General features: G+C 69.3%; 10 protein-coding genes. 6 read left to right on the forward strand and 4 right to left on the reverse strand.

The window, feature by feature from the left end; translation table 11 throughout:
* Nucleotides 1–8: 8 nt before the first annotated feature.
* The gene (locus ACFQ6S_RS05950; RefSeq protein WP_383404101.1) at nucleotides 9–1,436 is read right to left on the reverse strand and encodes a TRAP transporter substrate-binding protein; all 1,428 of its coding nucleotides are present in this window, start codon (nucleotides 1,434–1,436) and stop codon (nucleotides 9–11) included.
* Nucleotides 1,437–1,642: 206 nt separating this feature from the next.
* On the opposite strand from ACFQ6S_RS05950, the gene ACFQ6S_RS05955 reads away from it, so the two are divergent.
* The 3 genes from ACFQ6S_RS05955 to ACFQ6S_RS05965 all read left to right on the forward strand — a co-directional run bounded on the left by ACFQ6S_RS05955 (nucleotide 1,643) and on the right by ACFQ6S_RS05965 (nucleotide 6,044).
* Nucleotides 1,643–3,436, forward strand: a complete 1,794-nt coding sequence (locus tag ACFQ6S_RS05955) for a histidine kinase (RefSeq protein WP_383404104.1) — start codon at nucleotides 1,643–1,645, stop codon at nucleotides 3,434–3,436.
* A 347-nt stretch (nucleotides 3,437–3,783) separates the two neighbouring features.
* Complete coding sequence (locus ACFQ6S_RS05960) at nucleotides 3,784–4,503, forward strand: hypothetical protein (protein ID WP_383404107.1); 720 nt, start codon at nucleotides 3,784–3,786, stop codon at nucleotides 4,501–4,503.
* 95 nt (nucleotides 4,504–4,598) lie between these two features.
* Nucleotides 4,599–6,044: a DUF6777 domain-containing protein gene (locus ACFQ6S_RS05965; RefSeq protein WP_383404109.1), complete on the forward strand. Its 1,446-nt coding sequence runs from the start codon at nucleotides 4,599–4,601 to the stop codon at nucleotides 6,042–6,044.
* A gap of 53 nt (nucleotides 6,045–6,097) precedes the next feature.
* Here ACFQ6S_RS05965 and ACFQ6S_RS05970 read toward each other — a convergent pair whose 3' ends face one another.
* Nucleotides 6,098–6,508: a winged helix-turn-helix transcriptional regulator gene (locus ACFQ6S_RS05970; protein WP_383404112.1), complete on the reverse strand. Its 411-nt coding sequence runs from the start codon at nucleotides 6,506–6,508 to the stop codon at nucleotides 6,098–6,100.
* Nucleotides 6,509–6,608: 100 nt separating this feature from the next.
* Here ACFQ6S_RS05970 and ACFQ6S_RS05975 point away from each other — a divergent pair, with 100 nt between their 5' ends.
* Entirely contained in the window at nucleotides 6,609–7,466 is an 858-nt protein-coding gene (locus ACFQ6S_RS05975) for an alpha/beta fold hydrolase (RefSeq protein WP_383404115.1), read from the forward strand.
* 95 nt (nucleotides 7,467–7,561) lie between these two features.
* Here the strand turns inward: ACFQ6S_RS05975 and ACFQ6S_RS05980 are convergent, their stop codons facing one another.
* On the reverse strand, nucleotides 7,562–8,434 hold the full coding sequence (locus ACFQ6S_RS05980; protein WP_383404118.1) for a helix-turn-helix transcriptional regulator: 873 nt from the start codon (nucleotides 8,432–8,434) through the stop codon (nucleotides 7,562–7,564).
* A 262-nt stretch (nucleotides 8,435–8,696) separates the two neighbouring features.
* Between ACFQ6S_RS05980 and ACFQ6S_RS05985 the strand changes: the two genes are divergently transcribed.
* Both ACFQ6S_RS05985 and ACFQ6S_RS05990 read left to right on the forward strand, forming a co-directional pair.
* Nucleotides 8,697–9,572, forward strand: coding sequence for a helix-turn-helix transcriptional regulator (locus ACFQ6S_RS05985; protein WP_383404121.1), 876 nt, complete (start codon nucleotides 8,697–8,699; stop codon nucleotides 9,570–9,572).
* Between the two features lie 106 nt (nucleotides 9,573–9,678).
* Nucleotides 9,679–10,053 (forward strand): hypothetical protein, encoded by a 375-nt coding sequence (locus ACFQ6S_RS05990; protein WP_383404124.1) that lies wholly within the window; start codon nucleotides 9,679–9,681, stop codon nucleotides 10,051–10,053.
* Nucleotides 10,054–10,231: 178 nt separating this feature from the next.
* Here the strand turns inward: ACFQ6S_RS05990 and ACFQ6S_RS05995 are convergent, their stop codons facing one another.
* Nucleotides 10,232–11,623 (reverse strand): amidohydrolase family protein, encoded by a 1,392-nt coding sequence (locus tag ACFQ6S_RS05995; RefSeq protein WP_383404126.1) that lies wholly within the window; start codon nucleotides 11,621–11,623, stop codon nucleotides 10,232–10,234.
* Nucleotides 11,624–11,807 lie beyond the last annotated feature (184 nt).

Raw genomic sequence — 11,807 nt, forward strand, 5'->3', positions numbered from 1 at the left:
CCGTCCGTTCAGTCCCGTCGGTCCCGTGTCCTGATCCAGGGCTTCTTGCCGCCGCCGAAAGTGACTTCGTAGCCTTCGCAGTCCATACATTTACCGAAACCGAAGTCGCTGAAGGTGAGGCGGTCGCCCGAGATACGGAACGTCGCGTCGATGTTGACCGTTCCCGAGGTGTGCATCCGGTCCCGGAAGGTCTCGTACGGCCACTGCTCGATGTCTCCGCCGGGATCCGTCTTGGTGAGCACACCTCCCCGGAAGGTGATCGTCCAAGTGCCGTTGAGCGGCCCGTCCGCCCTGTCGGGTGGCAGAGCGATCCAGTCGCCGTCCGTCATGTCGCGCTGCCAGGTGCCCTCCAGCGGGCTCGCTCCTGTCGTCTTCTCCTGACAGGATGCGCTGTCCGGTCCGGCTCCCGTCGTCTCCTTGAGGGCTTCGATCTCGCTGAGCCAGCGGGCGCTGCGCTCGTTCTTCCTCAGCTCCCGGTACACGGGCTGCACCGCCTCGTGCAGACCGCGCAGCTGTGCCGGGGAGGCGTGCGGGATCTTCATGCCGAGCCGGCACAGGGTCTCGGCGGACTCCCGGTCCTCCTGCCGGGCCGAATCGATCGCCGCCGCCTGCCTGCTCTTGAGTGCCTCGGCGAGTATCCGCCGTTGGTCACCGGTGAGTCTGTCCTGTGCCGCCGGCGCCATCACCACCACCAGTGGACGGGGCCACAGGACCAGATTGCCGGTCACGAAATCCGCCTGGCGATAGGTGTGCCGACCCACGACCGTCCCCAGCTGGAACTCGACGCCGTCGAATCCTGCCAGGTCCACGTCCGCGGGGGCGGGCACCGCAGACGCGCCGAGCGTCTTGTAGGTCAGATCCACGAGCGCCGAATCCGAGACGGCGAACTTCCGCCGGACGAAGGACTCCACGCCGACCACCGGACGTTCCACCCCGACCAGGCGCTTCAACGGCCCGGGCAGCACGCCGACTCCGCGTAGCCCCGCCTCGTTCAGTCCGGCCAGCATCCGGTCCGGGATCCCCGCCTCGAACACCTTGGCCTGTAGCTCGTAGCTGTCGACCAGCATGGGCGCAAGCAGGGGCTGGAAATGCTGTACGCCGACCCGATCCAGCGCCCGTGCCCCGATCCAGGCCAGGTCGATCCTGTTCCGCCGCAGGTCCTCGACGGTCGCGACCTCGGCGTTCTTCTCGCCCTCGCGGTACTCGTCCCGGAACTCGATCCTGAGCGAACCCTTCGAGCGACGCTGCACCTCCTGTGCCCACTCGTTGAGCTGCCCTGGCCTGATGGTTCCGCCGATATTGGCCATGGTGATCACGGTGACCTCCGCACCGGCGTTTCCGCCGGCCCGGTCCCGGGACTGGCAGGCCGGGACGGCCAACAGCAGTCCCGCCAACGCCGCGGCCATCGCCCGCAGTCGGTGTCTGTGTCCGTTCACTGGGCACCTCCCTCTCCCGATGCCCCACGACCATAGGAAGCCGCCGCAGCCGCGGCATCGGGGACCGCCCTGCATGAGGGCCCGGACGCAATCGGGGACAGCCCTCTCGCGCGCCGGGCCGCGCAGCCGCATCATGCGTGCGGAACCAGTGAGTTGTCGCCCCGGGAGCGCGGACGGTGGGCGACCGAACCACCAAGGGGGTGGGTATGCCGGTACGCGTACTGCTGCTGTTGCCCGCCTTCGGCGGCATCGCCCTTGGTGTGGGCACGATGGCGCTCGCCGCACGCAGGCCCGTCTACTCGACCGCTTTTACGACCCCGTACGGTGAGTTCGCTCTGCTCGCAGCAGGTTGGGCGCTGATGCTTGCCGCATTCGCCCTCGCTCAGCGTCGCCCGGCCGGCCGCTCCGCCGGACTGCTGTTCCTCGCAGGCTGCGGATGGTTCCTGGCCGAGTGGGACACCCCGGGCGCCGCCGCCGGCTGGTCCTTCTCCCTGGGCCTCGCCCTGTACGCGGCCTGGCCCGCGATCGTGGCCCATGCGGCGCTGTCCTTCCCGACCGGACACCTGCGCTCTTGGGCGCGAAGGGCCCTGGCCGCAACGGGCTATGCCGTGACCGTCGGTCTGCAGGGCGTGGGAACAGCCGTCTTCCTCGAACCGACGGCCCGCGGCTGCACGAACTGCCCACCCAACTGGTGGGCGCTGGCCGACGATCCCGACCGCTCCACGGCCATGGAACTGCTGGGCGTACGCGCCGGTGCCGCCTGGACCACGCTGGTGCTGTGCTCCCTGGCATGGGACCTGGTACGCGTGAGCGCAGCCCGGCGCCGGGCGATCGCCCCGGTCACCCTCTGCGCGGGCGCCTGCCTAGCGGCGGTCGGCGCCTCCTACGTGTACAGCCTCGACCGGGGATTCCTCGGCTCGGACTCCCGGGACGGCCGCCTCTGGCTGCTCCAGGCCCTGGCCCTTGCCCTGCTCTCCCTCGCGGTCCTGGCCGGACTGCTGCAGGCCCGACGCACACACCAGCGACTGACCCGCCTGGTCATCGAGCTGGGCGGAGCAACGAGCCCGTCCCGGCTGCGGGAAGCCATCGGCCGGCGACTCGGCGATCCCGCACTCGACATCGCCTACGCGGTCGACGGCGGCCGGCACGTCGACGAGAGGGCCCGCCCGCTCCTCCTGCCCCTGCCCGAAGGCACGGCGGCGACGCCTCTGCGCTACGGAGACATGGAGATCGCCACCCTGATACACCGTCCGGGCCTCCTCGACCGCCCCGGCGCCGTGGACGATCTCGTCTCGGCCGTATACCTGGGCCTGGAGCACGCACGACTCCACGCGGAACTCCTCGACCAGCTCACGGACCTGCGCGCATCCGGGGCACGCGTCGTCGCGGCCGGCGACGAGGAACGCCGCCGGCTGGAACGCGATCTCCACGATGGAGCGCAACAGCGCCTGGTCGGGCTCGTACTGGGCCTGCGAGGACTGCGTACGCGCGCCTCTGGGCAGGAGGCCCGGCTGCAGTCGGCGGAGGACGAGGTGCGGGCGGCGATCAACGGGCTGCGACGGCTCGCCCGGGGCATCTATCCCGTCCTGCTGAAGGACGCGGGCCTGGCGGTAGCCCTCGACGCCCTCACGGAGGAGCGCAGCCTGCGGCTGATGCAGGTGCCGTTGGGCCGCTTCCCAGGCGTGACGGAGTCCACGGCGTACGGGTTCGTCGACCGCCTGACCGAGCGGCAGCCGGCCACCGTGGATGTCGAGGCCGAGAGGGATCGGCTGGTCGTCACGGTGCGCACCGACGGCTCCGCCCGGCCGGACCTGACGGACCTGGCGGACCGCGTCACCACGCTGGCAGGCACCCTGACCACCCCCGGCGCCGACGACACCCGCTGGACCCTGACCCTCCGCCTGCCGCCACCGGACGGCGACGCCGCCCACGCCACCGACAGCGACCGCCACACCGTCCACTCGGACTTCCCTGACACCCGTGCCACCAAGCGGATATGAGCAGACGTCAGCTCACTCCGGCCATCGAGTTCGAGCAGCCGCCGCACGGGGCCATCCGCTCCCAACCCAGCCGGCACCCGTCCGTGCGCTGTCCGCAGGCCGGTCGCTGGAGGCGGTGCTCTGACTTGCCGTGGCGCCGCGGAGAATGCACCGGCGGCGGGCCGCGCCGCCAGTGCACTCTCCTCCCACCCGCCGTCACCATGCACCGCCGTCGGCGCGGCTGTATTCCGGGCCGGCCCTCGTTCCGGCGCGGTGAATCGAGGGCTGTCCCTGATGAGCGGACAGCACGGTGGGCGGCACTCTGGCGTCTGACGCGGTCCGCGCGTACACAGGCCTTAGGGGGAGAAATGGCTGAAGACACCACCCAGACGACGGACGACCTCGCGGGGAGCGGTGACGCGCTCGCGGCGCGGCCGACAGCAGCCCGTATCCGACTGCTCGCCGCCGCACTCGCGCTCGGGGCCGCCGCCTGGATCGCCGTGGGCGTGTGGACGCCCGTCGATGAGCTGCGGACCGGCGACGACCTCCCGTTCGAGGGGGTCCGCTCGCACCGTGGCGGCTGGCTGACCTGGCACCTGTTGGACGGCCTCGGCACCGCACTGCTCATGGTCGGCCTGGCCTTCGCGGTCTGCCTCCTCGTCCAGGCCCGGGGCGCCCGCTGGGCGACCGTCGGAGCCGCCCTGGCCGTGCTCGGCGGTCTGGTGTTCTCGGCGGGTTCCGTTTCGTTCGGCCTGCTGGGCGCGTACGCGACGGAGTCTGACGCGCTTCCCTTGGCGGCAGGGAAGGGGCTGATCGAGTACGTCAACGAAGAAGGCGGTCCGGCGCTCGGCGTGGTCGTTCCCGGGTTCCTGGTGATGACACTGGCTCAGTTGCTGCTGGCTGTGGCGCTATGGCGGGCGCGCGCCGTACCGGTATGGCTGCCGCCGGCCGTGATCGTCGTCAACGTCGTCCTTTTCGTGGCCGAGGGGTTGGTCTCCGGCCTGGCCCTGGCAGCTCTCGGGGTGCTGTACGGGCTGGTGGCGTGGCAGGTGTGGAGGGCGTCGTCCGCGGCGGTGGTGCATCCGTGAGCTGGGGCGGAGGACGGGACAGGAGGGGACAAATGGCCTGGTCCAAGGCGTTATCTCGGGTGTTGCGGCCCGCCGCGAGGAACCGGGCGGTCCGGATGACCACACTCGGTCTGGCTGCCGTACTGATGCTCACCATCGGGGCCGCCGGGTGCCCGAGCTCCAAGGTCGCCGTGAGGGCGCTGGCCAGGGGCGCCATGAGTGCTTCGCCCTTCCTCCGCACGGCCGGCCTGGCCGTCGACCTCCTCGGCACGATCTCCGTGCTGGAGGGCGGTTCGAAGTCGGGTGCCACGCCCGGGCTCTACGGCGGGACGCGGAAGAAGTCGAGCTGCGACAAGTGGCAGCTCATCAAGTACCTCGAGGAGAACGCGGACAAGGCAGCGGCCTGGGCGGAGGTCCGGGGCATCGACGTCAAGCAGATCGAGGGATACATCAAGAAGCTCACCCCGGTGCTGCTGCGCAACGACACCCTGGTCAAGAACTTCGACTTCGACCCCCGCAAGAAGAAACCCAAGTCGTTCTACGCCCTGCTGGAAGCCGGTGTGGCCGTTCTCATCGACGCCTACGGCCTGCCCGTGGTGCAGTGCCGCTGCGGTAACCCGATGCAGTCTTTCGACAAGTCGCCGGACGACGTGGACATCGACTTCGAGGTGGACAAGAGCAACAAGGGCGACGGGAAGGGCGATGGAAAGGGCAAGAAGGGCAAAGAGTGGAAGGGCTTCGACCAGAAGAAGATCGTGAAGGTCGAGTCCGCCGAGGACCCGCTGGCCGCTGTCATCCTCGTCGAGCACACCACGGAGGGAACCGGGCTGGAACGGCCCACCGGTACGGCCGGCGAGCAGGACCAGGTGCTGGAGACCGACCCTACGACCCTGGAGGACATCGAGGTCCCGGACGTCGTCGGCAAGCAGGCCGAGGAAGCCGAACTCGCCTTGCGGGAAGCGGGGTTCGAGGTCGAGACGGCCACCGCGGCAGAGGGCGGGGCGGAGGCCGGCCAGGTCGTACGGCAGGATCCGGAAGCCGGCACCGTCGCGGTCAAGGGCATGACGGTCACGCTGTACCTCCCGGAGGACGCCGGCGGACCGGTGGCCGACTGTGCCGAGGTGGGCGTCGACTTCACGGCGTATGACCCGATCGCACAGGGGTCGAGCGGTGACCTCGTCGCAGCCGCACAATGCCTGCTGAAAGCCGCGGGTTACGATCCCGGCCCGGTGGACGGGGAGTTCGGCCAGGCGACGGCAGCCGCCGCACGGAGCCTGCAGGCCGACTACGGGCTGCAGACACTGGGGAACGTCGGTCCGAAGACCTGGACGGTCCTGCTGGCGCGCGGCGACGCCTCGGCGCTGGAGCCGGGTTCGAGCGGAGAGCCCGTTGCCCGGGTGCAACGCGCCCTGACGGCCGCCCTGAGGCAGACGGTTGTCATCGACGGCGAGTTCGGCCCGGCGACGGGGGAGGCCGTGCGGTCGTACCAGTCCTCTCGCGGCCTCGACCCCGTCGGCGTGGTGGGGCCCGAGACGTGGGCGGCCTTGCAGGCAGGGCAGTGACGGATCCCTGACGGGGGGTGGGTGCGGCTGCGCACCCACCCCCCTCTACCTACCTATCCCTCATCGACCTCCTGGTCGGCGGCTTCGTTGGCGCGGTCGATCTCGGCCATGTGCTCCTCCGCCCAGGTCCGCAGCCCCGCAAGCGCGGCTTCCAGGGAGAGCCCGAGTCCGGTGAGTCGGTAGAAGACCCGTGGCGGTACGGTCGGTTCGACCCGGCGTGACACCAGCCCGTCGTGGGTCAGGCTTCGCAGGGTCACGGACAGCATCTTCTGCGAGACGCCGGGCATCCGGCGTTTCAGCTCCGCGAAGCGCACCTCGTCCGGTGCGGCATCGGCGAGCGTCTTGACGGCCATCGACGTCCACTTCGTACCGATGCGGTCCAGCAACTGCCGCGTCGGGCACTGGGGATCGAACAGATCGCCGCGTACCCCGCGACCGGCGGCCCGGGCTCCTCGGGTGGTCACCCGTGGCTCACCACCTTCCCTGAAAGTGCCGTCTAGGAAGCGGTCGGACAGTTACCTATCGTTCTGGGGTCACCAATGGTAACCAGCCGGAGGAACCGTCATGCCCCTCACCCCCGCACACCAACTGCACCGCATCACGACGAACGGCGTCCAACTCAACGTCGCAATCGCCGGGGACGGACCTGCGGTTCTCCTGCTGCACGGCTTCCCGCACACCTGGCAACTCTGGAGCGGCATCATGGACCGACTGGCCGGGCGGTACCGGGTCATCGCCCCGGACCTACGAGGCTTCGGTGACAGTGCACGTGCCGTCGAGGGGTACGACGCAGGCACCCTCGCCGCCGACGCCGAAGGGCTGCTCGACGCACTCGGCGAGCCCTCGGCAGCGGTGGTCGGCATCGACGCGGGCACCGCCCCCGCCGTCCTGCTCGCGCTGCGCCGGCCCGGCCTCGTCCGGCGCCTGGTCGTGATGGAGGCACTGCTCGGCCGCCTGCCCGGAGCAGAACACGTCGTCGCGGGCGGTGCTCCGTGGTGGTTCGGCTTCCACGCCGTCCCCGGCCTTGCCGAGACCGTCCTGGCCGGCAACGAGACCCCGTACATCGACTGGTTCCTCGACTCTGGGACGCTCGGGCGAGGAGTACCCGACGACATCCGTACGGCCTTCGTCCACGCGTATACCGGGACCGAGGCCCTGCGCTGCGCGTTCTCCTACTACCGGGCCCTGCCCACCAGCGCGCAGCAGATCCAGGACGCCGTCGCTACGGCTCGGCTGACCATGCCCACCATGGCCGTCGGCTCTCACCCTGTCGGCACCGGGCTCGAACGCCAACTCCGTCCCTTCGCCGATGACCTGGTCGGACACCGTCTCCAGGACTGCGGCCACATCATCCCCCTCGACCGCCCCGACGCGTTGTTCGCGCTCCTTGCTCCCTTCCTCTCCGCCGATCTGCCGAAGTGACCAGAGCCGGGGCGAAGAATCACGGTCGGCGTCGCGACGCTCGTAAGGCAGGTCAGCCTCCACCGGGCCCATGGCTCATGTGCCCATCTACGCCGCTACTGCTCCGTGACGGTAAAGCCGGCCGCGGGCACCGCTGCCTGGGCATGCTTCGGCTGGGCGGCAATGGCCCGCAGCGTCTCGAAGGCGGCCGCTGTCGGGCTCGCCGGTTCAGCTTGATAGACCACCAGTTGCTGGTGCGGAGCGCCGTTGACGGTGAAAGCCGTGAACTTGATGTGCAGGTCTCCGACCTGCGGGTGCTTGAGGTGCTTGCCCTCTTGGGACTTGCCCTTCACCTCGTGCATGTGCCAGATCTCGGCGAATTCCTCGCTCTGGGCGGACAGTTCCGCTACGACTTCGGCGATGCGGGCTGATTCGGGGGCGTGTCCGTAGGCCGCCCTGATTTCGGCCACGCAGGAGTGCGCAGCTCGCGCCCATTCCTGGAAGAACTCGCGCCCAGCCGGGTCGATGAACACCATGCGGGCGAGGTTGTCGAACTTCTCGAACCCGTTGTGGAGGGCTATTGCGAGGGAGTTGGCCGCCATGATGTCGACGGCCGGGCCGACGACGAAGGCCGGCGTGTGCTCCCATCCGTCCATCAGCTCCAACAACTGCTGGCTGACGTCCGTCTCGCCCCAGTCGCGCGGACGCTGCGAGGCGGTGAGGCAGAGGCGGTGGAGATGGGCGGTGGCTTCCGCGTCCAGTTTCAAGGCCCGTGCCACGGCATCCAGAACCTGTGGGGACGGGCTGTTCTCGCGCCCTTGTTCCAGCCTGATGTAGTAGTCGGAACTGACCCCGGCGAGTAGAGCGACTTCCTCTCTACGCAGTCCCGGCACTCGGCGTCGCCCGTGCTCGGGAAGACCGACGTCGTGTGGCTTGAGGGCTTCTCGACGGGCTCTGAGGAAATCACCCAGAGGTGTCCCATTGCTCATATGGCAAGACTAGATGCCGTTCGGCCGACGAGAAACCATCAGTCGCGCAAGACGGCATATATGGCACCACGTGCCTCATTGTTCACACAGGGTAATTCCCGGTCGGATGATGGGGCTACGCGGCCTGGTGACGCGTGCTGCCTGAAGACGTCCCGTGGTCCCTCTCGTGCTGTTGCCCCTTAGGTGGCATCCGCATTCCTGGGTGTAATGCACCCACCGTCGGCAGAACCATGCCCGGTGTTCTCCACATAGCCTTGGCAGCATGGGCAACAACGCGCACCCTGACCCGGTTGGAGGGCTGGGTCAGTTCCTCCGCTCCCGCAGGGAACGCCTTAGCCCTACCGCAGCAGGACTGTCCGGTGCGGGTCGGCGAAGGGTGCCTGGCCTGCGGCGCGACGAGGTTGCGATGCTCGCCGGGGTGAGCCTGAGCTACTACAGCCGTCTTGAGCAGAGCCGTGACGTCAGCCCCTCGCCCCGGGTGCTGGAGGCCATCGCCAGCGCATTGCAGCTCGGAGATGAGGACAGAGGGGAGCTCTTCCGGCTGGCCCGGCCGAGTGCCCGCCGCACGAAGTCCCCGGTCCAGGTCGAGCGTGTCCGTCCGCACCTGCGACTGCTGATCGAGAGCTGGACCAGGACACCGGCCTTCATCGTCGGGCACGCCCAGGACCTGCTGACCACCAACGCGTTGGCCGACGCCCTCTACTGCGACTTCGCCCAGCGCGACAACGTGCTGCGCATGCTCTTCCTGGACCCCGCGGCGAAGGCCTTCCACCGGAACCCGGAGCGGGCCCGTCATCGTGCGGTCGCCGACCTCCAGCAGGCCGCCGCAAGCACTCCGGAGGATCCCCGCATCCTGGAACTCGTCGGTGAACTGTCGGTGCGCGGCGGCGAGTTCCGGTCGCTGTGGGCACGTGAGTACACGCGGATCCCGCCCTACGACCACAATCAGGTGTGCCACTCCGTCGTGGGAGACCTGGAGTTGCGGCACGAGGCCCTCAACATCCGCAGCGCCCCAGGACAGCAGCTGATCATCCTGCAGGCCGAGCCGGGCTCGCCCTCCGCCGACGGACTGGCCCTGCTGGGCTCCCTCAGCGCACCCGAGGTACCGCACCAGCAGAGTCCCGCACACGGCGGCTGAACCAGGAGGCCGCCGGAAAATCGCCGCAGGGGCTCGACTCAACACCAGTCGCTGCGAGAAATCGGCAGCGTCACGCGGGCGCGCGAGCCTGACGGTCACCGTGCGAATGGTGAAGACTGGACAGATGCCTCACGCCCCCGGCGGACTTCTGTTCGTAGCGCTCGGTCTCGTACTCGTCGCCGCCGGCTTCGTCTGGCGGGGACGTGTCCTGCGCCCCCTCTCTGTGAAACGGGCCCAGGCGGCCGAGACCCGGGACCGTTCCAGAAACCTCCTGCGTTCTGCGGACATGGCGATCGCCGAAGCGCGCCGCCGCGCCGCACAGGGCGAAACGGCCATCGTCACGGTCGGGAACGTGACCAAAGTGGCGTTCCAGCACTACGGGGACTTCTTCGTGGAACACGAAGAGGCAGCTGCCGCCCTCCGCCAGCGCTTTGAGGCCGCGGACTGCAGGGTGGACTGCATGACTGACGCTTTCAACTAACTAACTAACTCACCCACTGCTCGGCGAGTGCTGCGACGCCCGGGTGGCTTGTTGCCGCACCCCTATGTTGCGCGCGCAGCACGATCGGCCGATGGGCGACCGGGGCTGCAGTGGTGCCCCCGGCCGTGGGGGAGCGGCCGGGGGACGATGGAAGGGAGTGCCCGGGCGGCAGGGCCGCTCAGGTGGCCGGAGTGTTCAGCAGGTACTCGCGCGAGGCGTGCACCTCACTGCGCAGGGCGGCCAGGTCGACGTCGAGGACGTGTCCATCCCACTTGCGGGGTTCCCCGTTGATGAGTACGGCGCTGATGTTGCGGGCGTCGGAGCCCAGCACGATCGTGCCGATCGGGTCGTTGAGCGGCATGTTGTTGAGGTCCTCGGCCTGGATGACCAGCAGGTCGGCCTTCTTGCCCGGGGCGAGTGAGCCGGTGACGTCGGCCAGGCCGTTGGTGCGGGCGCCTTGGAGGGTGGCGAAGTCCAGGACGTCGTGGGTGGTGACGCGCAAGGGCTGCTGGTCGGTGCCATAGGCGGCGTTGACCGCCCGCATCCGCTGGATGGCGTGCAGGGCCCGCATCTGCGTGAACATGTCGCTGGCCAGGGCGACTTCGACGTCGATGCTCAGTCCGGGGCGGATACCGACGGCGAGTGCCTCGTCGACGGCGGGGATCGCGGTCTCCAGGCCGATCTGCGCGTCGGAGGTAGGGGCGAGGGCCACGGTGGTGCCCGTTTCTCCCATGGCCTTCCATGCCTCGGAGGTCAGTCCGGTGGAGTGGATGAGGGTGACGTCGGGGCTGAGGAGGCCGTCCTTGGCCCAGCGCAGGACCGCGTCGGACGAGGACGTGCCGAAGACGGCATCAACGCTCACTCCAATGCCCAACTCGTTTGCGAGGCGATTGAGTTCGGACCCATAGGAGAGGGCAGGTCCGGCGATCTCGTCGGTGGCGAGGGTCGCCAGGCGCAGCGTGAGCAGCTGGTCGTTGCTGCTGAAGTACTCGTTCTTCAGGCGAGTCAGGTCGCCGGGCCACTGCCGGTCCCACTCGCCGAAGTGCGGGCCCATGGAGGCGTGCACGCCGCGGATGCCGGTGTCGATGAGGGCCTCGACGGCGGCATCGGAGTGCTCGCGGGTGCGGGAATTGTGGGAGAAGTCGAGCATCGTCGTGATGCCGCTGTCGATCGCGGTCAGGGCGGCCAGCCGGGTGCCGATGTACATGTCCTGGGGCCGGTAGATGGTGGCGTAGCCCGCCAGGGTGGCCATGACGTAGCCGCCGAGGTCGTCGACGTCCGGCATGATCCGGCGCAGCTGAGCCTGCCAAGCGTGCCTGTGGGTGTCGACGAAGCCCGGGGTGAGGATCGTGCCGGCGGCGTCGACGACCACAGCACCGTCCACGTCGAAGTCGCGGCCGACAGCGGTGATCGTGTCGCCCTCGACGAGGAGGTCGCCGCCGTCGATGACGCCGAGGTCGGGGTCCATGGTGACGATGGTCGCGCCAGTGAACAGGATGCGCCGACGGTCGGCGGGCCGACGCCGGAGCTCTTCGAGGACGGCGGCGCTGGTGGTGTCGTTGACGTGCATGAGAGGTCTTCTTTCCGTACGGCAGACAGGACCCGGAAGACGGGCCATCCGCTGGAGAGGGCTGGGTGTGCCGATCGCCTCCGGCCGGCCGAGGTGCTCGACCGTCAGCCTCGAGCGCGCCCACTGCGGCAACGAGGCCGCGGTTTCCCCAGGTGTCGCGCACCCTGGATCGGAACCGTGAGGG

Source organism: Streptomyces sp. NPDC056479, from assembly GCF_042795335.1.
GTDB lineage: Bacteria > Actinomycetota > Actinomycetes > Streptomycetales > Streptomycetaceae > Streptomyces.